The organism is Allobosea sp. NPDC055332, from assembly GCF_053645455.1.
Window position 1 is genome coordinate 215160 of record NZ_JBSHMO010000003.1, and the last position, 22320, is coordinate 237479.

At 66.5% G+C, this 22320-nt stretch carries 21 protein-coding genes; 12 read left to right on the forward strand and 9 right to left on the reverse strand.

The genetic code is table 11. The annotated features are described in order from the left end of the window. Positions 1-4: 4 nt before the first annotated feature. The 3 genes from ACWIGM_RS17400 to ACWIGM_RS17410 all read right to left on the reverse strand — a co-directional run bounded on the left by ACWIGM_RS17400 (position 5) and on the right by ACWIGM_RS17410 (position 3794). Positions 5-1039 carry an ABC transporter substrate-binding protein gene (locus tag ACWIGM_RS17400; protein ID WP_454027216.1) on the reverse strand — a complete coding sequence of 345 codons (1035 nt, stop codon included), beginning with the start codon at positions 1037-1039 and terminating at the stop codon, positions 5-7. Between the two features lie 145 nt (positions 1040-1184). Continuing rightward, a complete protein-coding gene (locus tag ACWIGM_RS17405) occupies positions 1185-2423 on the reverse strand; it encodes an acyl-CoA dehydrogenase family protein (RefSeq protein WP_454027217.1) in 1239 nt (412 codons plus the stop codon). A gap of 39 nt (positions 2424-2462) precedes the next feature. Continuing rightward, complete coding sequence (locus tag ACWIGM_RS17410) at positions 2463-3794, reverse strand: LLM class flavin-dependent oxidoreductase (RefSeq protein WP_454027218.1); 1332 nt, start codon at positions 3792-3794, stop codon at positions 2463-2465. A 345-nt stretch (positions 3795-4139) separates the two neighbouring features. Between ACWIGM_RS17410 and ACWIGM_RS17415 the strand changes: the two genes are divergently transcribed. The 10 genes from ACWIGM_RS17415 to ACWIGM_RS17460 all read left to right on the forward strand — a co-directional run bounded on the left by ACWIGM_RS17415 (position 4140) and on the right by ACWIGM_RS17460 (position 14572). Continuing rightward, positions 4140-5174 carry an amino acid ABC transporter substrate-binding protein gene (locus ACWIGM_RS17415; RefSeq protein WP_454027219.1) on the forward strand — a complete coding sequence of 345 codons (1035 nt, stop codon included), beginning with the start codon at positions 4140-4142 and terminating at the stop codon, positions 5172-5174. A gap of 73 nt (positions 5175-5247) precedes the next feature. Next, positions 5248-6396, forward strand: coding sequence for an amino acid ABC transporter permease (locus ACWIGM_RS17420; RefSeq protein WP_454027220.1), 1149 nt, complete (start codon positions 5248-5250; stop codon positions 6394-6396). After that, entirely contained in the window at positions 6393-7487 is a 1095-nt protein-coding gene (locus ACWIGM_RS17425; protein WP_454027221.1) for an amino acid ABC transporter permease, read from the forward strand. The genes ACWIGM_RS17420 and ACWIGM_RS17425 overlap by 4 nt, the downstream gene beginning before the upstream one ends. Positions 7488-7957: 470 nt before the next feature. Next, positions 7958-8662 (forward strand): cupin domain-containing protein, encoded by a 705-nt coding sequence (locus ACWIGM_RS17430; protein ID WP_454027222.1) that lies wholly within the window; start codon positions 7958-7960, stop codon positions 8660-8662. A gap of 30 nt (positions 8663-8692) precedes the next feature. Further along, a complete protein-coding gene (locus ACWIGM_RS17435) occupies positions 8693-9553 on the forward strand; it encodes a GNAT family N-acetyltransferase (protein WP_454027223.1) in 861 nt (286 codons plus the stop codon). Positions 9554-9572: 19 nt separating this feature from the next. Then, positions 9573-10499: a 2-hydroxyacid dehydrogenase gene (locus ACWIGM_RS17440; protein WP_454027224.1), complete on the forward strand. Its 927-nt coding sequence runs from the start codon at positions 9573-9575 to the stop codon at positions 10497-10499. Between the two features lie 12 nt (positions 10500-10511). Next, entirely contained in the window at positions 10512-11981 is a 1470-nt protein-coding gene (locus ACWIGM_RS17445) for an NAD-dependent succinate-semialdehyde dehydrogenase (protein ID WP_454027225.1), read from the forward strand. A 148-nt stretch (positions 11982-12129) separates the two neighbouring features. Beyond that, on the forward strand, positions 12130-12573 hold the full coding sequence (locus ACWIGM_RS17450; RefSeq protein WP_454027226.1) for a helix-turn-helix domain-containing protein: 444 nt from the start codon (positions 12130-12132) through the stop codon (positions 12571-12573). A 9-nt stretch (positions 12574-12582) separates the two neighbouring features. Next, positions 12583-13977, forward strand: a complete 1395-nt coding sequence (locus ACWIGM_RS17455) for an aminotransferase class III-fold pyridoxal phosphate-dependent enzyme (RefSeq protein ID WP_454027227.1) — start codon at positions 12583-12585, stop codon at positions 13975-13977. A gap of 118 nt (positions 13978-14095) precedes the next feature. Then, positions 14096-14572, forward strand: coding sequence for an Lrp/AsnC family transcriptional regulator (locus tag ACWIGM_RS17460; protein ID WP_454028016.1), 477 nt, complete (start codon positions 14096-14098; stop codon positions 14570-14572). A gap of 6 nt (positions 14573-14578) precedes the next feature. On the opposite strand, the gene ACWIGM_RS17465 is transcribed toward ACWIGM_RS17460, so the two are convergent. Continuing rightward, positions 14579-15400, reverse strand: a complete 822-nt coding sequence (locus ACWIGM_RS17465; protein WP_454027228.1) for a GNAT family N-acetyltransferase — start codon at positions 15398-15400, stop codon at positions 14579-14581. A gap of 232 nt (positions 15401-15632) precedes the next feature. On the opposite strand from ACWIGM_RS17465, the gene ACWIGM_RS17470 reads away from it, so the two are divergent. Together ACWIGM_RS17470 and ACWIGM_RS17475 are read left to right on the forward strand one after the other, a co-directional pair. Further along, complete coding sequence (locus ACWIGM_RS17470; protein ID WP_454027229.1) at positions 15633-16910, forward strand: NAD(P)/FAD-dependent oxidoreductase; 1278 nt, start codon at positions 15633-15635, stop codon at positions 16908-16910. A 77-nt stretch (positions 16911-16987) separates the two neighbouring features. Further along, complete coding sequence (locus ACWIGM_RS17475) at positions 16988-17275, forward strand: hypothetical protein (RefSeq protein ID WP_454027230.1); 288 nt, start codon at positions 16988-16990, stop codon at positions 17273-17275. 73 nt (positions 17276-17348) lie between these two features. Here the strand turns inward: ACWIGM_RS17475 and ACWIGM_RS17480 are convergent, their stop codons facing one another. From ACWIGM_RS17480 to ACWIGM_RS17500, 5 genes are all read right to left on the reverse strand, one after another. Next, the gene (locus ACWIGM_RS17480) at positions 17349-18134 is read right to left on the reverse strand and encodes an ABC transporter permease (protein ID WP_454027231.1); all 786 of its coding nucleotides are present in this window, start codon (positions 18132-18134) and stop codon (positions 17349-17351) included. Next, on the reverse strand, positions 18131-18943 hold the full coding sequence (locus ACWIGM_RS17485; RefSeq protein WP_454028017.1) for an ABC transporter permease: 813 nt from the start codon (positions 18941-18943) through the stop codon (positions 18131-18133). The genes ACWIGM_RS17480 and ACWIGM_RS17485 overlap by 4 nt, the downstream gene beginning before the upstream one ends. A 241-nt stretch (positions 18944-19184) precedes the next feature. Beyond that, complete coding sequence (locus tag ACWIGM_RS17490) at positions 19185-20240, reverse strand: ABC transporter substrate-binding protein (RefSeq protein WP_454027232.1); 1056 nt, start codon at positions 20238-20240, stop codon at positions 19185-19187. Between the two features lie 39 nt (positions 20241-20279). After that, positions 20280-21596, reverse strand: coding sequence for an NAD(P)/FAD-dependent oxidoreductase (locus ACWIGM_RS17495; RefSeq protein WP_454027233.1), 1317 nt, complete (start codon positions 21594-21596; stop codon positions 20280-20282). Positions 21597-21601: 5 nt separating this feature from the next. Next, positions 21602-22306: an HAD-IA family hydrolase gene (locus ACWIGM_RS17500; RefSeq protein ID WP_454027234.1), complete on the reverse strand. Its 705-nt coding sequence runs from the start codon at positions 22304-22306 to the stop codon at positions 21602-21604. Between the last annotated feature and the right edge of the window lie 14 nt (positions 22307-22320).

Below are 22320 nucleotides of genomic sequence, written 5' to 3' on the forward strand. Positions count from 1 at the left end.
GGCGTCAGTCCGCTTCGCGGTAGGTTGCGCCGGCGATGCGCTCGAAGCGCCGGTCGAACAGCGTCTCGGCCTTGATCGCCGGCTTCTTGAGCTCCTCGGCGAGCAGGTCGATCGTCTCCTGCTGGCGCTCGATCGCCGCGGCCCAGTCGAGGGGAACGTCCGGGCTGCCATTGGACTTCACGAGGAAACGCCCTGCGTCCTCCTTCAGTCCCTGATCCTTGATGTAGTAGCCCTTGATCCACTCCTCGGGATGGGTCTCGATCCATTTCGCCGCGCGGCCCCAGGCTGCGACATAGGCGCGGACCGCGGCTGCCTTGTCGGCATCCTCCAGCGAACTCTTGGCGACGTAGATGTAGGAGGGATCGTCACGCAGCCCATGCGCCAGCAGCCGGGCGCCGTCGCGTTCGTAATTCTGCGCAAAACGCTGCTTGTTCGCCTCCGCGATCGGCGCGGCGTCGACGAGCTTGCTGGCGAGCGCGTTGACATAGGCATCGCCGACGCTGGGCAATTCGATCAGGGTGACGTCGCCGCGCTGGAGGCCGAGCTTCTTGAGCACGCGCAGGACGAGTGCGCCTTGCGCCTGGCCGGGGCTGAAGGCGATGCGCTTGCCCTTGAGCTCCTCCAGCCTGGTGATGCCGGAGCCCGGCGCGGTGGCGATGACGTAGATCGGATGCGCGGTCGGGTCGAGCCGGAACTTGGCACCGACGATCTTCGTCTCGAGCCCGGTCCATTGCGCATGGATGGGCGGAATGTCGGCGACCGAGCCGAGATCGAGGGCTTTGGCTCGGAAGGCTTCGATCGTCTGCGGTCCGCCCGAGATGTTGGCCCATTCGATCTTGAAGGGCAGCTTGGCGAGTTCGCCCGAGAGCGTCAGCGCGACACGGGTCTGGGGATCACCGACGACGAGCCTGGTGCCCGGTGCGACCGCATCTGGAACCGGGGCGCTGTCGGATAGCGGTCCGGCTACGGCCGCGCTGGCGATAGCCAGGCCGGCCGCAACGGCTAATGCGAGCGCGCGATGCTGCGTTGGAAATGCCATCAGGACCTCTTGGAAATCGCTGAGCCGAGCATGTCGCTGCGCCGATAATTAGTCTATAGAATTGATGTTCTAATATTGCACTCGCAAGGGAACATCGATCTGCCGGAGCTCGCCTGCAAGGAAGGTCCGGTCGCGGGACGATGGTTCAGAAGAAGCCCAGCGCCGGCAGCGGAGTGCCCTTGAGCTCATAGGCCCCAAGTGCGAGCGCCTTGTAGCTCGCGGGATTATGCGAGGAGAGCGTTCGAGCATTGCGCCAGTGCCGGTCGAGATTCTGCCGAAGGGTCGCCGCCGAGGCGCCGCCGACGTCGAACAGCGCAGTCGAGGAGCGCAGCGCGAATTCGTCGACCACGACCTTGGTCTTGGCGGCGGTCAGCGACGCCGCGTGGACGAGCGCGGGCAGGCGGGCATCGTCGGGATTATCAGCCCTGAGCGCGGCGACCACATCGAGCGCATCACCGACGGCAAGGATGCCGAGCTCGGCGATGAAGGCCTCGCTGGCGATCCGGCCGATCGTCTGCAGCAGCAGCGGGTCCTCATGCGGCGTTTCAGTGAGCGCGTAGTAGAAATTCCGCTTCCGGCTCAGCAGTAGGGACTTGGCATCGCGCAATACGGCCCGGAGCACGCCGGCATTGACTGCGGTCACGATCGTCTGGGCGATCGTGCTGGCGAAGGGCTGCACGTAAGGGGTTGGATCGGTCAGTAGTTCGTCGGCTTCGACCCGTACGCCATGGAAGTTGGTCGTGCCCGTGCCGGTCACGCGCTGGCCGATGCCGTCCCAATCGTCCAACCGCTCGACGCCTTCGCGATCGGTCGGGATGATCAGCGAGACGTCCTCGCCCTCGGGGGAAGTCGCTCGAACCAATGTCAGATCGGCATAGAGCGTGCCGGTGCTGTAAAATTTGGTGCCGTCGAGGCGATAGCCGTCGCCGTCGCGCGTCAGCCTGGTCTTGAGGTCGCCGCGCCCGCCGGTCTGCTTGCGGTCGAGCTCGGTGGTGGCGAGGCCGATCAGCGCGCCGGCAGCCACCGCCTTGCGCCAGGCTGGATTGTAGCCGGGCTCGCGGCCGGTGACGAAGCGCTCGGTCACGAAGAAATGGTTGCGGAAGATATGGGCGACGCTGGAATCGGCCTCGCCCAGGCGCACGAGCGCGCCAAGCACCTCGCGCCAGCAGGCGCCCGCGCTCTCGGGCAGGCGCAATGCGCCGAAGCGCAGGGCCCTCAGCTTGACCAGGAGGTCGAAAGGGTGCTCGCGCTTGGCATCGCGCTCGGACGAGGTCAGCGCGATCTCGGCGAAGACCGCAGCGAGTTCGTCCGGCCTTGCCGCGGCGGGAAGGGAGAGCGCCGGCGACAGGAGGTTCGCAGCGGTCGGAGTTTGAAAGGCACCCATCGATCTCAGCTTTCGGTGTGGACGTCGGAATGGCGTGATTCAGGCGCTGCGCCGCTCGATTTCGGCGTAGCGGCTCGTCGGGCGCGGCAGGCCGAAGCGCTCGCGCAGCGTCGTCTCGCGATATTCGGTGCGGAACAGGCCGCGCTTCTGGAGGATCGGCACGACCTCGTCGACGAAGATCTCTAGGCCGTCAGGCAGCACGTCCGGCATCAGGTTGAAGCCATCGGCGGCGCCGCTGCGGAACCAGGCCTCGAGATCGTCGGCGACTGCCTCCGGCGTGCCGACGACGACGCGGTGGCCGATGCCGCCGCCGAGCTTATAGATCAGCTGGCGGAAGGTGAGGTTGCCTTTGCGGGCGAAGTTGAGCGTTGCCCTCGCGAAGGTGATGCCGCCATTGGGCGGGATCGGCAGATCAGGGAAAGGCGCATCGAGATCGAGATGCGACAGGTCCTGCCCGAAGGTCCCGCTGATGCGGCGGACCGCATAGTCGAGGTTGATCAGCGAGCCGAGCTCTTCCTCGCGCCGGCGTACTTCCGCCTCGGTCGACGCGATCAGCGTGCCGAGCCCGGGTAGCGCGACGATCGCGCGGGGATCGCGACCGTTCGCGACGGCGCGGCGGCGCAGATCGCCGACATAGGCGAGCGCCAGCTCTTCATCCTCGCCGACGCTGAAGACGGCGTCGGCATAGCGCGCGGCGAAGTCGCGCCCGTCCTCCGAGCCGCCGGCCTGCACGATGATCGGGTGGCCTTGCGGCGAGCGCGGCAGGCTCAATGGACCTGCGACCTTGAAGAACTCGCCCTCATGCTCGATCCGGTGAATCCGGTGCTTGTCGAGCAGGGTGTTGCTGGCCTTGTCGCCGACGAAGGCGCCGTCCTCCCAGCTGTCCCACAGCTTCAGCAGCACCTCGGCGAATTCCTGGCCGCGGGCATAGCGGCGGCCATGCTCCATCACGCTCTGGCCGAAATTGGCGGAGGCGGCGCCGTTGGCAGTCGTCACCAGATTGACGCCCGTCCGGCCGCCGCTGAGCAGATCGAGCGACTGGAAGCGGCGGGCGATGTTGTAGGGCTCGTTGTAGCTCGTCGAGATCGTCGCGATCAGCCCGAGATGGCTCGTGGCCCCGGCGATCGCCGCCAGCGTGATCGTCGGCTCCAGCCCGTTGAAGCTCTTCTCCTCCGCCCTGTCTTCCAACGCCGGCTGGTCGGCGAGGAACATCGCGTCGAGCTTGCCGCGTTCGGCGATCTTCGCGGTGCGGACATAGTGGTTGACATCGATGCTGGCGCGCGGATCGGCTTGCGGTACGCGCCAGGCCGAGGCGTAGAAGCCGCCATGCAGGATATTGACGTTGAGATGGAGCTGTCGGGTACGGGTCATGGTCGCCTCCAGGCCAAAAAGGCTAGGGCAGGGGGGCAATTAGTCAATTAAATTAATAGACTATATATTCGAGCCGCTGGGGAAGCCTGTTCTCCGGGCCTAAGCGATCCTGCGCCTGCTCCGAGTCGGACCGTTCCTTGCTGAGGAAATCCGTCTCACGGTGCCGATGCGAAAAACGTCTTCTCCGCGAGCTAGCTTTGCGAGAATTTCTTCTCGCTGGTGTCGTTTCTTAAAAAGAACGTTCCCGTTGACATAAGGAACGATCCTTTGAATAGTCCATTGATATTGTGAGTTATTTTGCTGGCTCGACGTCCGTTCGCGAGCGCTCACATCGAGAGGACCATCATGCTCGTGACATCCAACAGGCTCGGACGTGGGCTGGGCTACTCCATCATTCTTGCCGGGCTGCTGGCGGGTACCTCCGCCTGGGCCGGGCCGACGCTCGACGCCATCAAGCAGCGCGGTTCGATCAAAGTCGGCGTCGGCACCTCGCCGGGCTTCTTCTCTCCGGACAGCAACGGCAAATGGCAGGGCTTCTTCGTCGATTTCGGCCGGGCGCTGGCGGTGACCGTGTTCGGCGATGCCGAGAAGGTCAGCTTCACCTCGTCCTCGCCGCAGCAGCGGCTGCCGGCGCTGCAGGCCGGTGAGTTCGATATCCTGCTCTCGGGCGTCACCCAGACGGCGACGCGCTCCTTCAAGCTCGGCTTCCATTTCGGCCCGATCGTCTTCTATGACGGCCAGGGCCTGCTGGTGAAGAAGGCGCTCGGCGTCAGCAAGGCGGCCGAGCTCGATGGCGCCACGATCGGCATCCAGAGCGGCACGACCGGCGAGCTCAACATCGCCGACTTCTTCCGCAAGACGAAGAAGAGCTTCAAGCCGGTGGTAATCGAGGAGACCAAGGAGTTCGTCAACGCGCTCGAATCCGGCCGCGTCGATGCGCTGACCCAGGATGCTTCGGACCTCGCCTTGCGTCGCATCCAGCTCGGCAAGCCGGACGATTACGTCCTGCTGCCGGAGCGGCTGTCGAAGGAGCCGTTGGCGCCAGCCGTTCGCTCGGGCGACGATCGCTGGCTCGAGATCGTCAACTGGACCGTCTACGCCACGATCCAGGCTGAGGAATACGGCATCACCCAGGCCAATATCGACGAGTTCCTGAAGAGCGAGGATCCCGGCGTCAAACGCTTCCTCGGCGTCGACAAGTCGCTCGGCGAGGCGCTCGAGCTCGATCCGAAGTTCGCCTACAACATCGTCAAGGCGGTCGGGAACTACGGCGAGATCTTCGAGCGCAATATCGGCAAGAAGAGCAAGGTCGGCTTCGAGCGCGGCTACAATCAGCCCTGGTCGCAGGGCGGCTTGCTGTATTCGCCGCCGTTCCGTTGAGCATTGTCGCCCAGGGATGACTTCTCCCGCATCCTTGCAGGCGGCCGTGCCGGGCCGGAAAGGGCCCGGCCTTTTGCGTGCGCTTTCTGAGTGGTGGGGTGAAAAGCCGCTGACACAGCTGGCGATCTTCGCGATCGTCGGTCTCGGCTTCACGCTGCTCGGCAACAATCTCGTGCACAATATGGCGCGGGTCGGCCTGACGCCCGGCTTCGGCTTTCTCGGCCATGCCGCCAATTTCGAGATCGGCGAGGGGCTGATCGCCTATTCAGCCGGCGACAGCTATCTGCGCGCCATCACGGTCGGTCTGCTCAACACCGTGCGCGTTTCGTTGGTCGGCTGCATCCTCGCCACCATCCTCGGCGTCGCGCTCGGCATCGCCCGGCTCTCGTCGAATCCGCTGCTGTCACGCTTGGTGCAGGCCTATGTCGAGATCGTGCGCAATACGCCGCTGCTGCTGCAGATATTCTTCTGGAACGCGCTGTTCCACGCCTTGCCGGGGCCGCGGCAGGCCTTGTCGCCGCTGCCGGGCGTGCTGCTCAGCAATCGTGGCTTTTTCTTTCCTTTCATCGCCGACGATGGTGCGACTCCGGCAATCCTGACGAGCAGCTTCCTGCTCGCCGTATTGGTCGGCGTCGCGCTGAAATGGCGGGCCCGCCGGACCGGCCGCTCGAACCTCAAGCGCAGCATTGCCTTCATCCTTGCTGCGGCGATGCTGCCGGTGGCCGTCGCCGCGTTCTTCAGTGCGGTACCTGCAATCGATCTGCCGAGGCTGTCCGGCTTCAACATCCGGGGCGGTATCTCGCTCTCGCCCGAGTTCATGGCCCTGCTGATCGCGCTCGTCGTCAACACGTCGGCCAGCATCGCCGAGACCGTGCGCGCCGGAATCTTGTCCGTCTCGGGAGGGCAGTGGGAGGCGGGCCGGGCGCTCGGCCTGTCCTATGGCCGGATCATGCGGCTGATCGTGCTGCCGCAGGCCTTGCGCCTGATCATTCCGGTGATGACGTCGAGCTATCTCAGCCTGACCAAGAATTCGAGCCTGGCGGTCGCGATCGGCTTCCCCGATCTGGTCAACATCCTCAACACCACCGCCAACACCACTGGCCAGGCGCTCGAGGCCATTCTCGTGATGATGCTGGCGTACCTTGCGCTGAGTCTGGCCGTCTCCATCGCGATGAACGCGTACAACCGGCGCTGGGCGTTGCGGGAGCGGTCCGCGGCATGAGCGCCACGGCAGAAGACGGTACGCTAGCCCCGCGGAGCGAGCGCTGGCGCAAGCTGCGCGATGGCCTCGTCGGCTCGCGCACCAATATCGCGATCACGCTCGGGGTCGCCCTTCTCGTGCTGTGGCTCGCACCGCCTTTCCTGCGCTGGGCCATCGTCGACGCGGTCTGGCAGGGCGATGGCGCCGCCTGCGCCGCGGCGGGAACAGGCGCATGCTGGGCCTTCATCGGCGAGAAGCTGCGCTTCATCACCTTTGGCTTCTATCCGCCGCATCTGCATTGGCGGGCAGGCGTGGCGCTGCTCGTCATGCTGGCGCTGCTCGGCGTTACGGCCTGGCCGGCAAACTGGGGACGGCGCCTGCTCCTGCTTTGGGGCGCTGCGCTGATCGGCGTGCCGTTGCTCCTGCTCGGCTGGCCCGCCGGTGAGTTCGTGCCGACGGAGCGCTGGGGCGGGCTGCCGGTCACCTTCCTCTTGGCGATCGGTGCATTCGCGGGCGCATTTCCCCTGGCGATCCTGCTGGCATTAGGCCGTCGCTCGAAGATGGGCGGCGTGCGCTTGCTCTGCGTGGTCTTCATCGAGGTGCTGCGCGGCGTCCCCTTCATCGCCGTGCTCTATGCCGCGACGCTGCTGTTCCCGCTGATGCTTCCGGCAGGTTCGGCGATCGACAAGTTCCTGCGGGCCGAGGTCGCGCTGACACTGTTCGTCGCCGCCTATCTTGCCGAGGTCGTTCGCGGCGGCTTGCAGGCTGTCCCGGTGGGCCAATACGAGGCGGCGAAGGCGCTGGGCCTGTCCTATTGGCGGACCATACGCCTCGTCGTGCTGCCGCAGGCGCTGCGCGCGGTGATCCCGCCACTGGTCAATCTGGCGATCGGCATCTTCCAGGACACCACGCTGGTCATCATCATCGGCATGTTCGACTTCCTGAACACGGCGCGGGTCTCGGCTACGGATCCGAGCTGGCTCGGCTTCTACCGGGAAGCCTATGTCTTCGCCGCCCTGGTGTATTTCATCGTGTGCTTCTGCGCGTCTCGCTACAGCCTCTGGCTGGAGGCGAGGTTGGCAGCTGGGCAACGAACGCGGACGAGCCGCTAGCTGGCTGCGACTGTTGTTGCGGTCTCAAATGCGCCGCTACCGGACATTGGCTTGCTGCCAGAAAGCGGACATGTCCTCAAAGCGCGAAGCAGGGAATCCAGGCCAAGCTCAATAGCGGTCGAGCCCGACAAGACGGCTTGGCACCAGGTCGAGGCACAGCGGGTCGCGCAGCGTCCCATCGCTGTACTCGCTCCTGACCAAGCCACGATGGTGCAGCAGTGGCAAAACCTTCCACCAATGGAATTGGTGACGGAGGACCGGACGCATGACGCGGGAGCCGTCGGGCTGCTGAGGTGGTCACGCCCAGGCAGGACAGGGGCCATCCACTGCGATTGCGAGCATTTGGATCCTCGCAGTGGAGGAGTGTTGCAACGCCCCGTACGATGCCAGCGGTCCGTCCCGAGAATTTCCTCCAATCCTCCGCGCGTGAAACGCCCTAGCTCAGCACCATCACGCTGGATGAGGCTGCCATGTCGTCTGTTCCGATCATCATCGCCAATCGCACTGGAGGCTCCGGCGCCGGGCCGCTCTCCGACAACGACCCGTTCGCCGCCGGCCGGGAGATCGCCTGGAGCGGGCCGCAGGATCTCGCAGCGGGAAGTGTCGCATTCTCCGGCGTGACCGAAAGCGCGGCCTTCCCGCACACGGAGATCGTCGTCGTCAGGTCAGGGCGCCTCGATATGACCTTGGATGGCGGCAGACGCATGATCCAGGCCGGCGAGAGCGTGGTGATCGCGCGCGGCACGGCTTTGCGTGTCGAAGCGGCGCCCGGGACGCGCTGGGCCTTCTGCGCTGGCACTGGCACGACCTCCGCGGTGCCGGGCGTGACGGATCTGCCGGCCGATGCGTCGCTTTCGCCGTCGTCGCCGCCCCCGGCCAACCTTCTCGAAGGGCCTGTGCCGCAATGCCGGAGCTTCAACGCCTTCACCGACGAGGCCTCGCGCCTGCGGGCCGGCATCTGGGATTCGACGCCATATCGCCGCGTCCTGCGTCCGCATCCCGTCAACGAGCTGATGCACATCCTCGTCGGCAGCGTCACGCTCACCGGCGAGGACGGGCGCCCGGTCCGGGTCGGTGCGGGTGAGACCGTCTTCGTCGCTCATGGCACGTCCTGCGCCTGGGACAGCGACGAGCACGTCGCCAAGGTCTATGTCGTCCAGGAGTTTGACGCGTGAGCGCCGTAGCTCCCGTTGCCGGGACGAAACATGGCTGAGATCGAAGCCCCGGAGGCGCTGACGCTCCGTGCGATCGGCGTCGACGATGCAGCCTCTTGTGCGGAGCTGTCGCGGCGTGTCGGCTGGCCGCATCGCCGCGAGGATTGGGAGTTCGTGATCGGCCTCGGCCATGGCGTCGTCGGCCTGCGGGAGGGTCAGCCCGTCGCCTCGGCGCTGTGGTGGCCCTATGGCGAGAGCCACGCCACGCTGGGGATGATCATCGTCGTGCCCGAGGAGCAGGGGGCGGGTCTCGGCAAGCGACTGATGCAGGACCTGCTCGCACAAGCCGGCGAGCGCACATTGATGCTCAACGCCACCGCCGCCGGCGAGGCGCTCTATGCCCGTCTCGGCTTCAAACCCTGCGGCGGCGTGCGCCAGCAACATGGCTACGTGCTTGCCGTCGCCGCGCCGGAACTTGGCGCGGGCGAGCGGCTACGCCCGGCCACCACCGCTGATCTTCCCGTACTCGAACGGCTCGATCGCGAGGCCAGTGGTTTGCCGCGCGGGCCGGCCCTCGCGGCGCTGCTGCAATGCGGTGAATGCCTGATCCTGGAGAGGGCGGGGCAGCCCGTCGGCTTCAGCATCCTGCGCGCCTTCGGCCGCGGTCATGTCGTCGGCCCGGTCGTTGCGGTCGATGAGGCCGATGCACGCAGGCTGATCGCGTGCTGGCTGCACGGTCGCACCGGCCAGTTCATGCGGGCCGATCTGCAGCTCGGCTCCGGACTATGCGAGTGGCTGGAGCAAGTTGGTCTTGCGCCCGCCGGAGACGTCACGGCAATGGTGCGCGGCGATCTGCCGGCCGCGCCCGGCCCGGCGCGCCTCCACGCCCTGATCAATCAGGCGCTGGGCTGATGCCCCAGAGGTTCACCAGATGACGCTGCTGCTCAAATCCGATTCCGCCCGTGCCGAGGAATGGACGCGTCTTCTTGCGCAGAAGGCGCCGGAACTACCCTTCCGGATCTGGCCGGATATCGGCGATCCCGCCGCTATCCGCTATCTCGCCGCTTGGATTCCGCCGGATGGCCTGCTCGACCAGCTCGCCAATCTCGAATTGCTGATCTCCGTCGGCGCCGGTGTCGACCAGCTCAATCTGGCGGGCATACCGCCGCATCTGCCGATCGTGCGGATGATCGAGCCCGGCCTCGTCGACAGCATGGTCGAATACGTCACTATGTCGGTGCTGGCCCTGCATCGCGACCTCGTGCCCTATATCGCAGCACAGCGAGAACAGGCCTGGAAGCCACTCCGGATCAGGCCGGCGGCCGAGCGCCGCGTCGGCGTCCTCGGCCTCGGCATGCTCGGCAAGGCCTGCGCGCTGAAGCTCGCCGAATTCGGCTTCGGCGTCGCCGGTTGGAGCCGCTCGCGGCATGAGGTTCCGGGGATCGAGACCTTCGCTGGCGATGACGAACTGTCGGCCTTCCTTGCCCGCACCGATATCCTGGTCTGCCTGCTGCCATTGACCGACGCGACGCGCGGCCTGCTCGGCGCCGAGCTCTTCGCCCGGCTGCCGCAGGGCGCGATGATCGTCAATGCCGGCCGCGGCGGCCATCTCGACCAGGACGCCCTGCTGGCGGCGCTGGGCAGTGACCAGATCGCGGGAGCGGTGCTGGATGTCTGCGCGCCGGAGCCGCTTCCGGAAGGGCACCCGCTCTGGAGCCATCCCAAGGTCCTGCTCACCCCGCATATCGCCAGCCGCTCGCGCTCGGAGGCCTCGCTCGACATCGTCCTCGAGAACCTGCGGCGCCACCGGGCGGGCGAGCCCCTGATCGGCCTGATCGATCGCGATCGCGGTTACTGAACGAGGTTCCCCATGTCGATTGTCGCTCTCGAAGACCGCAGCCTTCTCGTCGGCCGTGCCCTGATCGGCGGCGAGTGGGTGGGTGCTGCCTCCGGCGAGGAACTACCGGTGCGCGATCCCGCGACCGGTATCGAGATCGGCACGATTCCGGCTTGCGGCGAGGCGGAAACCAATGCCGCGATCGCGGCGGCCGAGGCTGCGTTTCCAGCCTGGAAGGCACGGCCGGCTGCCGAGCGGGCCGCTTTGCTGGAGCGCTGGCACGACCTCCTGCTGGAGCACCGCAAGGACCTTGCCCGCATTATGACGGCCGAGCAGGGTAAGCCGCTGGCGGAGGCCGAGGGCGAGGTGCTTTACGGCGCCGGCTTCATCAAATGGTTCGCCGAGGAGGCGCGGCGCGTCTATGGCAGCACGGTGCCGGCGCCAACCAACGATCGACGCATCCTCGTGCTGAAGGAGCCGGTCGGCGTCTCCGCCGCGATCACGCCGTGGAACTTCCCCAATGCGATGATCACCCGCAAATGCGCGCCGGCGCTCGCCGCCGGCTGCCCGATCGTGGTGAAGCCCTCGGAGCTGACGCCCTTTTCGGCGCTGGCGCTCGGTGTGCTGGCAGAGCGCGCCGGCTTCCCGCCTGGCGTGATCAACATCGTCACCGGCCTGCCGCAAGGGGTCGGTGCGGCCCTGACGCAGAACCCTATCGTCCGCAAGCTCTCCTTCACCGGTTCGACCCGCGTCGGCGCGCTGCTGATGCGGCAATGTTCCGATACGCTGAAGCGGCTCAGCCTGGAGCTCGGCGGCAACGCGCCCTTCATCGTCTTCGACGATGCCGATCTCGACGCTGCCGTCGCCGGCGCCCTCGCCAGCAAGTTCCGCAATGCCGGCCAGACCTGCGTCTGCGCCAACCGCATCCTGGTGCAGGACGGCATCCACGATGCCTTCGCCGATCGCCTCGCCAGGGCAGTCGCGGCGATGCGGGTCGGCGACGGGCGGCAGGACGGCGTCACCATCGGCCCGCTGATCAATGCCGCGGCGGTCGAGAAGGTCCACGCGCATCTCGACGATGCACTATCGCTCGGTGCGACACGCCTTGCCGGCGCGCAGGGTGAGGTCGACGGCTCCCGTTTCGTCGTGCCGACGGTGTTGACCGGCGCGACCACGCGGATGCGCCTCGCCAATGAGGAGACCTTCGGCCCGGTGGCGCCGCTGTTCCGCTTCAAGCACGAGGACGAGGCGATCGAGATCGCCAACGGCACGCCCTATGGGCTCGCCGCGTATTTCTATACCGAGAACCTCAACCGCTCCTGGCGCGTCGGCGAGCGGCTCGAATTCGGCATGGTCGGCCTCAACACCGGCTCGGTCTCGATGGAGGTTGCACCCTTCGGCGGCGTCAAGCAGTCCGGCATCGGCCGCGAGGGTGGTGCGACCGGCATCGAGGAATATCTCGAGCTGAAGAGCTTCCATATCGGCGGGTTGAAATCCGCCTGATCGGAGGCCGCAGCACGATCTGCCGATCCCGCCCCCGAATAGGGCAGGGGATATCAAAGCGGCGCGCCAAAGCCACCGCACAGTCCAGCCGGCCGCTCCTAGCCTCCTTGCTAGCACTATTCGCGTTCAGCGGAGGACGAAGCGGTCCATGCTCCAGTCTGTTTCCAGCCCTGTCGCCCGCGCGGCGGAGCCGGCGAGCCCCGGTATCCGACGGGCGCTGAGCCATATCGAGCGGCACTTCACCGAGGCTCTCTATCTCGACGACTTGGCGGCGGTGGCGGGCCTCAGCGTCTGCCGCTTCGTCACCGTCTTCCGCCGCCAGGTCGGGCTGACGCCGCACCGTTTCGTCTGCCGTGAGCGCGTGCGCTATGCACGGGCGCTGCTCGCCGACGGCGTCCCCGCCGCGCAGGCTGCATTGGAGGCCGGCTTCTTCGACCAGAGCCATCTCTCGCGCCACTTCAAGAGCGTCTACGGCATGACGCCCGGCCGTTATCTGCGCGAGCTGGTGCAACCCCCGCCGTCGCGCGCCGGCCGGATCGTCTATCCGGCGCCTGTGGCCTTTTCATCCATTCCGTCTTCCCGTCCTGCCTGAGGTTCCGCCATGAGCGTCAACTCCCTCGAAGCCCTCGACCGCCGCCATTGGGTCCATCCGGTCGCCAACTGGGCCGGCCATGAGAAGCGCGGCGTCACCGTGATGAAATCGGCGAAGGGCGCCTTCATCACCGATAGCGACGGCCATGAGCTGATCGACGGCTTCGCCGGGCTATGGTGCGTCAATGTCGGCTATGGCCATGAGAGCATCGTCGAGGCGGCGGCCCGCCAGATGCGCGAACTGCCCTATGCCACCGGCTATTTCAGCTTCGGCAGCGAACCGGCCATCCGCCTTGCCGCCAAGCTCGCAGAGCTCACCCCCGGCGATCTCGACCATATCTACTTCTCATTGGGTGGTTCGGACGCCGTCGACAGCGCGCTGCGTCTGATCCAGTTTTACTACAACGTCACCGGTCGGCCGACGAAGAAGGCGATCCTCTCGCTTGAGCGGGGCTATCACGGTTCGAGTTCGACCGGCGCCGGTGTCACGGCGCTGCCGGCCTTCCACGCCAATTTCGACTTTCCGGCGCATGTGCATCACTACGTCGCCCCGCCCTATGCCTATCGCAACCTGACCGGTTCGAGCGACGCGGCGGTGATCGCGGCCAGCGTCGCCTCGCTGCGCGCCAAGGTCGCGGAGCTCGGCGCCGAGAACGTCGCGGCCTTCTTCTGCGAGCCGGTGATCGGTTCGGGCGGCGTCATCGTGCCGCCGAAGGGCTGGCTCAGGGCGATGCGCGAGGCGACGGCCGAACTCGACATCCTCTTCGTCGCCGACGAGGTCATCACCGGCTTCGGCCGCACCGGGCCGATGTTCGCCTGCGAGGCCGAAGGTGTCGTGCCGGACATGATGACCATGGCCAAGGGGCTGACCTCGGGCTACGCGCCGCTCGGCGCTCTCGCCATCGGCGAGAAGGTCTATCGCGCGATCGCCGACAATGCCCCGGCCGGCGGCCCGATCGGCCATGGCTACACCTATTCCGGTCATCCGGTCAGCGCTGCCGTGGCACTCGAAGTGCTGCGGCTCTACGAGGAGGGCGGCATCCTCGCCAACGGCCAGCGCGTCGGCGCCTATTTCGAGGACCGCCTGGCGACGCTCGCCGACCATCCGCTCGTCGGCGAGGTCAGGGCGCGCGGGCTGCTCGCCGGCATCGAGCTCGTCGCCGACAAGGCAACGAAAGAGAAGCTGCCGCGCGAGGCGAAGCTGCCCGATCATCTCTTCGCCCGCGGCTATGCCAATGGTGTCATCTTCCGCGCCTTCGCCGACGACATCATCGGCCTCGCGCCACCGCTCTGCTGCAGCGAGGCCGAGATCGACCTGATCGTCACCAGGGTGCGCAACACGCTCGACGAGGTGCTGGCGCTGCCGGATGTGTCGGTCGCGTTGAAAACCGCGAAAGCGGCGTGATCCTTGCTTGGCCCGGACCGCATCAAACGATTAGTCTGATACCGGTTCGGGCCTGCTCTGCAGGCCCGGTTCCGCAAGAGGCATCAAGGGACAAGAGGCCTTCGTCGTGACACCGGGCGTGCGGCTCGACCGCATCGACATGAAGATCCTGATCGAGCTGCAGAACAACGGCAGGATCACGAACGTCAATCTGGCCGATGCGGTGGGTCTCTCGCCGAGCCCCTGCCTGCTGCGGGTCAAGCGGCTGGAGCAGGCTGGCTTCATCTCCGGCTATGGCGCGACCATCAACCTGCAGAAGCTCGGTGAGACGATCACCGTCTTCACCGAGATCACCCTGACCGACCACACCAAGGAATATTTCATCCGCTTCGAGACGGCGCTCCGGCGCGTCGACGAAGTCGTCGAATGCCATCTCGTCAGCGGCGGCTACGACTACCTCGTCAAGTTCGTCACGCGCGGTCTCACGCACTACCAGTCGCTGATCGAGACGCTGCTCGACCGCAATATCGGCATCTCCAAATACTTCAGCTACATCGTGATCAAGTCGCCGATCCAGAAGCCCGGCTATCCGCTGCCGGTGCTGTTCGATATCTGACGGGCGTCAGCCGAGCGCCTGGGTGACGAGCCCGAAGGTCCGCGCCTCGCCGCGCGGCCCGTGATTGTGACCCCTGACCATCGTGGTCACGGTGTCGTAGACGGTCATGCCGCACTCCTCGAGGAAGCCGCCGAACCTGCCCTGTTCCTGGGCGGTGTCGACACGCAGGAACTGCCCGTCATGGGCGATCACATGCGGCCGCAGCAGCGCGATCGCCGCCTCGTCGCTCTCGGCGACGATCGGGCCGACGACATGGCCGCGGCCGAAGCGGCGGCAGAGCGCGAAGCCGGCAACCCTGCCTTCGCGCTCGATCACCGTTCCCGTCGCAAGCTTCATCAGCGCGGCGATGACACGCGAGCGGTCGGCGCCATAGGCATCGGCATCGAGCTGCGCGATAGCCGCGCCGTCTGCGGCGATCATGGGGCGGACGGTGAACTCGTCAGACGCCGCGCCGGCCGGCGCCTGGGCGCGGCCCTGATGCTGGAAGATGCGGCCGATCGGCTGGAAGTCGAGCGAGCGGTAGAGCCGGTAGCCGGCCCGGGTCGCGTTGAGCCTGAGGTCGCGCTCGCCAGCCTCTTCGAAGATCGTGTCCATCAGCCGCCGCCCGGCGCCCTGCATCTGCAGGCGCGGCGAGGTGATGACCATGCCGATGGTGGCGAAATGCGGCCCGTAGGGCCACCACATCGCCGAGGCCAGGGTCCGGTCGATCGCGTCGCAGGCGACGAAGCCATGGCCCACATCCAGCACGAAGCGCCAGTCCTCCGGCCGATGCGGCCAGCTGACGCCGACGGAGAGCTGGTGCGCCTGGGAGATATCCGCCTCTGTCATCGGCCTGATGGTCAGCTCGTAATCGAGCCGACGCCGAGCCGTTCCGTGAGCCACAGTTACAGGCCTCGTTCGTCGAAATACGGGGTGACTATAGGCAGGCGCCGGGCTGCCGAGAACTGCAAAATTGTCCAAGAACCTGCTCCGCAAGGCGGTATTCTCGACGGTCGGAGCCGGCCTGTCCGGCGATGGGCGGCCCATGCCGTCCTGTCCAGAGCGCTGAGACCATAACCCCATGAAGCTCGAACCCTACTGGCTCGCGACCGCGCCGAGATTCACCGCGGGCTCCTCGGCTCCGATCGCCGGCAAGGTCGATGTCGCCATCGTCGGCGGCGGCTTCACCGGTCTGTCGGCAGCGCTCGCTTTGGCGAAGTCCGGCGCGAGCGTCGCGGTGCTGGAGGCTGATCGCGTTGTCGGACAGGCCTCCGGCCGCAATGGCGGGCACTGCAACAACGGCCTCGCGCATGATCTCGGCAGCCTTGCCGCCAGCCTCGGCGAGGAGAGGGCGGTCGCGCTCTATCGCGCCTTCGACAGTGCCGTCGACACCGTCGAGGCGCTGGTCGCGCGCGAGGCGATCGATTGCGATTTCATCCGTACCGGCAAGATCAAGCTCGCCGCCAAGCCGGAGCATTTCGCCAAGCTGGAGAAGAGCGCCACCCTGCTGCGGCGCACGGTCGAGCCGGACCTGACCGTGGTGCCGCCGCGGGAGATACGACGCGAGATCGGCACGGACGGCTTCTTCGGCGGCCTCGTCTATCCGCGCAGCGCCCATATGCATATGGGCCGCTTCGGCGTCGGCCTGGCCGAGGCGGCAGCGCGCAATGGCGCGGCGATCCATGAGAACGCGGTGGTGACCGGGCTCCAGCGGCTGAACGGCCAGGCGCACCGTGTCGTCACCAGCCGTGGCACGCTGGAGGCGGGGCAGGTGCTGCTCGCGACCGGAGCTTCACGGCAAGGACCCTTCGCCTGGCTCAGGCGGCGCATCGTGCCGGTCGGCAGCTTCATCATCGCGACCGAGCCGCTCTCGCCCGCGCGCGCGGCGGCGATCATGCCGACGCGGCGGACGGCGACGACGACCAAGAATATCGGCAACTATTTCCGGCTCACCCCCGACAACCGCTTGATCTTCGGTGGGCGGGCGCGCTTTGCCCTGTCGAGCCCGGCTTCGGACGCCAAGAGCGGCGCGATCCTGAGGGCGCGCATGCTGGAGCTCTTCCCCGAGCTCGCAGATACGCGCATCGACTATTGCTGGGGTGGGCTGGTCGACATGACCGCCGACCGGCTGCCGCGTGCCGGCGAGCGCGACGGCATCTTCTATGCGCTCGGCTATAGCGGCCACGGCACGCAGATGTCGGTGCATATGGGACAGGCCATGGCCAGGGTGATGGGCGGCGAGACGAAGGCAAATCCCTTCGCCGCACTCGACTGGCCAGCGGTGCCCGGCCATTTCGGCCCGCCCTGGTTCCTGCCCTTCGTCGGGATGTATTACCGCTACCAGGACTGGCGCCACTGAGGCGGGTCCGGCCATCGATATGAACCATGGCATGGAGATTGAACGCTAGCTCAGCCTGGTCATCGAGTTGCGTTGAAATGACACACATTGGTCATCTGTCGGATCACACTGCCGAAGAACGAGCCAAAGAGCTTGTCGAAGGGCTGACGACTACGCTTTACCAGTCGCCCGTCGGGATTGTCATTGCCAGTCGGGACAAAGCCCTGTCTCTGGCCACCCTTACCATCGCAGCCGCCGAGCACACCGCGGTCGAGGCCGTCGCGCTCATGTTCGAACAGCTTGCGAGCTCGGGGGTAAAAACAATCTCGGCGCAGAAGGCCGCCGAGTTGGTGCATGGCATGAACCGACGAGCCGCAGGCCCCTGATCCGCCGCGCTCGCCGTCGCTGATCCAGATTCGGGAAAGCGCGACCGACAGCGCCCTCGGACGTCGCGCGTCGCTACGCCTCCTTCTTCTGCCCGCTCATGGCGAGCAGGACGAGCAGGAAGGAGGCCGCTGTCAGCAGGGTCGAGATCGAGGCGATGGTCGGGTCGATCTCGTCGCGGAGCGCGGTGAACATGCGCTTGGTCAGGGTCTGGTACTGACCGCCGGAGACGAAGAGGGCGATGATCGTCTCGTCGATCGCCGAGATGAAGGCGAAGACGGCGCCGGCGAAGACGCTGGCCTTGATCTGCGGCAGCGTCACGGTGAGAAAGGCGCGCAGGCGGTTCATGCCGAGGCTGCGCGCCACCATCTCCTGCGTCTTGTCGAAGCTCTGCAGGCCGGCGACCACGGAGGTGATGACATAGGGCAGGCCGAGCATGACATTGGCCAGCACGAGACCGGTCAGCGTCTGGATCAGGCCGAGCTTGGCGTAGACGAAGAAGATACCGATCGCGACGATGATGATCGGCACGATCAGCGGTAGCATCAGCACCATGTGGAGCGAGCGCATCAGCCGGTTCTGTGCGTTGCTGATCGCATATGCGGCGGCGGTGCCGAGCGGCGTCGCGATCAGCACGGTCAGCACGCCGAGCATCAGGCTCATGCGCGTGCCCTGCATCCAGTTCGGATTGCCGAAATACTCCTGGTACCAGCGCAGCGAGAGCGCCGGGGGCGGGAAGGTCAGGAAGCGCGTGCTCGAGAACGACATCGGCACGATGATCAGCACCGGCAGCATCAGGTAGATCAGGACCAGCCCGACGACGAGGCCGAAGGCGAGGCGTGGCAGCAGGGAGGTCTTCATTTCTGCCCCAGCATCTTGTCGAGCGGGATGATGCGGCCGACCGCGGCGAAGATCGCGAGCACGCAGGCGAGCAGCACGACGCCGACCGCGCTCGCCGCGCCCCATTGCGCGTAGAGCTCGACATTGCGGCTCACCACCATCGAGATCATCACGGTGCGCCCGCCACCGAGCAGCTCGGGCGTGATGTAGAAGCCGAGCGTCAGCACGAAGACGAGGGTGAGCCCGGCGACGACGCCCGGCAGCGACAGCGGCAGGAAAATGCGCAGGAAGCTGTAGAGCGGGCCGCCGCCGAGGCTGGCGCCGGCGAGCATCAGGTCGCGCGGGATCTTCTGCATGGTCGAGTAGAGCGGCAGCACCATGAAAGGCAGCAGGATGTGCACGGTCGCGATCACCGTGCCGAGCTCGTTGTGGACCATTGCGAGCGGCTCGGTGATCAGGCCGAAGCGTTCGAGCAATTGATTGGCGACGCCGGTGCGCTGCAGCAGCACGAGCCAGGCATAGGCGCGCACCAGCACGCTGGTCCAGAACGGCAGCATCACGCAGGCGAGGATCAGCACGTTCCAGGGCCGCTTGGCATGGGCGGCCGCATAGGCGACCGGGTAGCCGAGCAGCAGCGTGAGAACCGTCACCATCAGGGCGATGCGGAAGGTCAGCGCGAAGCTGCGCCAGTAGACTTCTTCCGTGAAGATGCGGCGGTAATGCTCGAGCGTGAAGCCGTTGTCGTAGATCGACTGGGCCGCGAGCCAGCCGACCGGGATCACCACCAGCGCGACGATCACCAGCACGGCAGGGGCCGCGAGCAGCGTCATCAGCGCCTGTTCGCGGCGCTGATGTGCGAGGGATGGATCGATCGCGCTCACGAGCCGTCTGCTCCTGCTCTCACGAGGTCGGTGTCATTCCGGGGCGACCCGAAGGATCGAGCCGCAGAATCCAGAGCCGATGGGTTTGATCGAGAGAGGGGAGGTGAGCTCCCGATCCGAACGGGCATCGTTTCTGGGTTCCGGGCTCACCGTTTCGCGGCGCCCCGGAATGACAGGGGTTGCGCTGTGCTTATTTCTGCATGAACTGCAGCCAGCGCTTCTCGGCGGCTTCGCCGGCCGGCGAGGTCCACCAGGCATAAGACATCAGCGCCTGCACCTTGGCGTTCTCCGGCGCGCTCGGCAGTTCCTTGACCCGCGCCTCGGAGATGACCTTGGTGTCGTAGGCCTTCGGGTTGGCCGGGCCGTAGTCGATATGCAGCGGCAGATTGGCCTGGTGCACCGGATCGACCGCCTCGTTCAGGAACTTGATCGCAGTCGGCAGGTTGGGCGCGCCCTTGAGCACGCAGAGCGAGGTGCTCTGCAGGATGCCCTGGTTGTAGGTATAGGTGACCTTGGCGCCTTCCTTGGTCAGCGCGCTGATGCGGCCGTTCCAGGCCATCACCATGTCGACCTCGCCATCGTTGAGGAGCTGGGCCGACTGGGCGCCGGAGGTCCACCACACCGTGATGTTCGGCTTGATCTCTTCCAGCTTCTTGAAGGCGCGCTCGACATCGAGCGGGTAGAGCTTGTCCGCGGCGACGCCGTCGGCCATCAGCGCTGCTTCCAGTGTCGCCAGCGGGTGGTTGCGCAGCGAGCGGCGGCCCGGGAACTTCTTCACATCCCAGAAATCGGCCCAGCTCTTGGGCGCCGAGGCCGCGTCCGGGAATTTCTTCTGATTGTAGCCGAGCACGCTCGAATAGAACTCGTAGGCCACCGACCAGTCGCTGCGGTACTCGGCCGGCATCGCCGCCGCGTTCGGGATCTTGCTGAAGTCGAGCTTCTCGACGATGCCCTGCTCGCCGCCGCGCAGGCAGAAATTGGTGGCGACGTCGACGACGTCCCAGGTCGGCTTACCGGTCGCGACCTGCGAACGCATGATCGGCCAGGCGTCGGGCACGCTGTCCTGGTTGATGGTGATGCCGAGCTTCTTGGCGCTCGGGTCGAGGATCGCGATGGTCTGCGCCTTCTGATAGGCACCGCCCTGCGAGACGAACATGATCTGCTCGGCCGCGCTGGCTGAGCCCAGCGCCGCGAGGGAAAGCCCCGCAACGGCGCAGGTGGTCCGGAAGTTCAAGCTCTTGGCCATGTCCTGTTCCCCTGTTGTTTTGGATCGGAGCTTCGAGGCCTACCGTCCGATCGCATCCAGAAACTGGTACCAGCCGGCGACCAGACGGATCGCCGGTTCTCGAAGCGCGTAGAAGGGCACGGGCCGCATGCGGCCGACGTCCAGCAGCCCAACATCGGGGCGCTCGCCGCGGGCAAAGGTGGCGAGGTAGCGTCCCATCAGGCTGGACATGGCGACACCGGCGCCATTGTAGCCGATGGCCACCATGACCCGCTCGTCGATGCGGCCGACATGCGGCACGGAATCGAGCGTCATCGCGACGAGGCCGGACCAGGAAAAGGCAAGCGGCACATCGGCGACCTGCGGGAAGATGCCGACCATCGCCTTATGCAGGGCGGCGAAGGCGGCGGCGGAATCCGTCTTGCCGAAGGCGCCGCGGCCGCCGAAGACGATCCGGTCGTCGACCATGCGGAACCAGCGCATCATCCGCTTGGTCTCGGTATAGGTCCGGCCCGTCGGCATCACGCTGGCGGCGAGTTTCGGCGAGAGCTTCTCGGTCGCGATGATCGCGCTGCGGAATGGGATCAGGGTGTGCTGGTACTCGCGGGTCGCGGGCGTGAGATCAGAATAGCTGTTGGTCGCGATGATCGCCTGCTTCGCTCGCACCGTGCCGCGTGGCGTCTCGACCAGCACGCCGTCAGCTTCGCGCCTCAGGCTGAGCGCCGGCGTCTGGCTGTAGACAGGGATGCCCTGTACGGTCGCATCGCGGGCGAGGCCGCGCAGATAGTTGAGCGGGTGGATGCCGCCCGACCCGGCATTGAGCACGCCGCCGACGAAGCCGGCGGAACCGGTCTCCTCACGCACCTGTCCGGCATCGAGCACGGTCATCGTGGTGTCGCCGAGCTCGGCGCGGAGCCACTGCGCTTCCTTCACCGCATAGGCCAGCGTCTCGTGATTGTGCGCCGCCTTGACCTGGCCGGCGCGGGTCAGTCCGGCATCGGCGATGCCGTGGGCGTCGACCAGTTCGGCGACGATATCGGTCGCCTCATGGGCGATGTCGTACATGCGTTTCGCCATGCCCCGGCCATGGCTGGCAGCGATGGCCGGGAAGGAGAGGCGGAACTTGGCGGTGATGACGCCGCCATTGCGGCCGCTCGCGCCCCAGCCCGGCTCGTTCGCTTCGAGCACCAGCGGCGCCAGGCCGCTGGCGGCGAGATGGTGGGCGGCTGAGAGCCCGGTATAGCCGGCGCCGATGATCACGACATCCGCCTGCGCGTCGCCGGCGAGCGGCGGCAGCGCGGGCAGCGGCGCAGCCGTCGCCCGCCAGAGCGAGGGCGCGGCGTCGAGGGCCTGCCAGGATGTCGGCGCGGCCGTCACCGGGATCAGGCCCGTTCCGCCTCGACCGCATCGGCAAGCGCCTTCAGCGTCGGGAAGTGATAATCGGGCTTGGTGATCTCGGGCACCGCCGGCGTGCCGCCGAAGCCCTTCTGGCCCTGGCGCCGCTCGATCCAGCAGGTGGTGTAGCCGAGCGATTTGGCGACGCGGATGTCGTGGTACTGGCTCTGCGCGACGTGGAGGATCTCCTCCTGCTTGTAGCCGAAGGCCGATTGCCGGCCGCGGTTGAAGGCGAAGAACAGCGGATCGGGCTTGGGGGCGATCGCCTCGTCGGCGGTGATGCTGTCGTGGAATGGATTGCCGAGCGTGTGCGAGTAGCAGGTGAAACTCGGCCGGTCGGCATTGGTCATCGCCACCAGACGGTAGTGCTTGCGCAGCCGCGCCAGCGCTTCAGCCGAATCCGGGAATGCGGGATGGCGCAGGATGGCGAGCTGGAAGGCGTCGGCGGTGGCATCGTCCTGCGGCAGGCCGAGTTCCTTGGCGAGATGGATGTAGACCAGCTTCATCACCTCGCTGGAACGCTCGTAATGCAGCTCGCGGCCCTTGAGGTAGGGGGCGAAGATCTCGTCGTCGCTGAGCTTGGCGGCAGCCGGACCGCCAAGGCGCCGGACCGCGCCGAGGACGCCGGCCTCGAAGTCGATCAGCGTGCCGACCACGTCGAATGTGAGAACCTTGAAATCGCTGAGGGCCATGTCTTGCGTCTCTG

Bases quoted from the DNA above. Each gene is read 5' to 3' on its own strand.
- ACWIGM_RS17400 (WP_454027216.1), bottom strand. From the start codon at position 1,039: ATGGCATTTCCAACGCAGCATCGCGCGCTCGCATTAGCCGTTGCGGCC.
- ACWIGM_RS17405 (WP_454027217.1), bottom strand. From the start codon at position 2,423: ATGGGTGCCTTTCAAACTCCGACCGCTGCGAACCTCCTGTCGCCGGCG.
- ACWIGM_RS17410 (WP_454027218.1), bottom strand. From the start codon at position 3,794: ATGACCCGTACCCGACAGCTCCATCTCAACGTCAATATCCTGCATGGC.
- ACWIGM_RS17415 (WP_454027219.1), top strand. From the start codon at position 4,140: ATGCTCGTGACATCCAACAGGCTCGGACGTGGGCTGGGCTACTCCATC.
- ACWIGM_RS17425 (WP_454027221.1), top strand. From the start codon at position 6,393: ATGAGCGCCACGGCAGAAGACGGTACGCTAGCCCCGCGGAGCGAGCGC.
- ACWIGM_RS17430 (WP_454027222.1), top strand. From the start codon at position 7,958: ATGTCGTCTGTTCCGATCATCATCGCCAATCGCACTGGAGGCTCCGGC.
- ACWIGM_RS17435 (WP_454027223.1), top strand. From the start codon at position 8,693: ATGGCTGAGATCGAAGCCCCGGAGGCGCTGACGCTCCGTGCGATCGGC.
- ACWIGM_RS17440 (WP_454027224.1), top strand. From the start codon at position 9,573: ATGACGCTGCTGCTCAAATCCGATTCCGCCCGTGCCGAGGAATGGACG.
- ACWIGM_RS17445 (WP_454027225.1), top strand. From the start codon at position 10,512: ATGTCGATTGTCGCTCTCGAAGACCGCAGCCTTCTCGTCGGCCGTGCC.
- ACWIGM_RS17450 (WP_454027226.1), top strand. From the start codon at position 12,130: ATGCTCCAGTCTGTTTCCAGCCCTGTCGCCCGCGCGGCGGAGCCGGCG.
- ACWIGM_RS17455 (WP_454027227.1), top strand. From the start codon at position 12,583: ATGAGCGTCAACTCCCTCGAAGCCCTCGACCGCCGCCATTGGGTCCAT.
- ACWIGM_RS17465 (WP_454027228.1), bottom strand. From the start codon at position 15,400: ATGACAGAGGCGGATATCTCCCAGGCGCACCAGCTCTCCGTCGGCGTC.
- ACWIGM_RS17470 (WP_454027229.1), top strand. From the start codon at position 15,633: ATGAAGCTCGAACCCTACTGGCTCGCGACCGCGCCGAGATTCACCGCG.
- ACWIGM_RS17475 (WP_454027230.1), top strand. From the start codon at position 16,988: ATGACACACATTGGTCATCTGTCGGATCACACTGCCGAAGAACGAGCC.
- ACWIGM_RS17480 (WP_454027231.1), bottom strand. From the start codon at position 18,134: ATGAAGACCTCCCTGCTGCCACGCCTCGCCTTCGGCCTCGTCGTCGGG.
- ACWIGM_RS17485 (WP_454028017.1), bottom strand. From the start codon at position 18,943: ATGACGCTGCTCGCGGCCCCTGCCGTGCTGGTGATCGTCGCGCTGGTG.
- ACWIGM_RS17490 (WP_454027232.1), bottom strand. From the start codon at position 20,240: ATGGCCAAGAGCTTGAACTTCCGGACCACCTGCGCCGTTGCGGGGCTT.
- ACWIGM_RS17500 (WP_454027234.1), bottom strand. From the start codon at position 22,306: ATGGCCCTCAGCGATTTCAAGGTTCTCACATTCGACGTGGTCGGCACG.